The following is a 560-nucleotide window of genomic DNA, read 5'->3' on the forward strand; positions in this document are numbered from 1 at the left end:
TTAGATCGATTTGTGTTAGGTTGATAATCTGCTGTGCTTTACGCCAGCTACCATCCGTTTTTATATTGCCCGTAATCGTACTCGGTGTATCTTTTAGGAAGTAACCTAGATTAAAGCGATCCATCACCGCACTAATATCCCAAGCAACCCCTTTGCTCACATCGACTGAGCCTTGGGCGTCAATACTACCTGCTGTGCCTATATGACGAAAACGCTTGATACGGATGAGCTGCGAGTCCCCATTGGCATCAATGGTCAGTTTACCAGCAGGTAGCTGTTTGGCATCTAGCATCCCATCGAAATTTACAGCAAAACGTTGTAGTTTACCCTTTTCATCAGGATGGTTTTTGGACGCAGATTGCCACTGCCCACTGGTGTTCAAATCACCGGAAAGAATAGCTGGATTATTCGGTAAAAAATAACCCAAATCAAAATTATTAAAGCGGCCGTTTACTGTCCAGCCAATATCTTGGCGCAGATCAAGCACACCTTTTACATTAACAGCGCCTGCCTCACCAGTATAATCCAACTTACGCACATTGATTAGCTTTGGTGTACCA

Annotated in this window: 1 pseudogene; it reads right to left on the reverse strand. The window is 44.1% G+C overall.

Going from position 1 to position 560, the window contains the following annotated elements:
* Positions 1–560 (reverse strand): annotated as a pseudogene (locus ACS8FD_RS23460) (translocation/assembly module TamB domain-containing protein); the annotation flags it as partial.

The organism is Psychrobacter sp. 1U2, assembly GCF_051847575.1.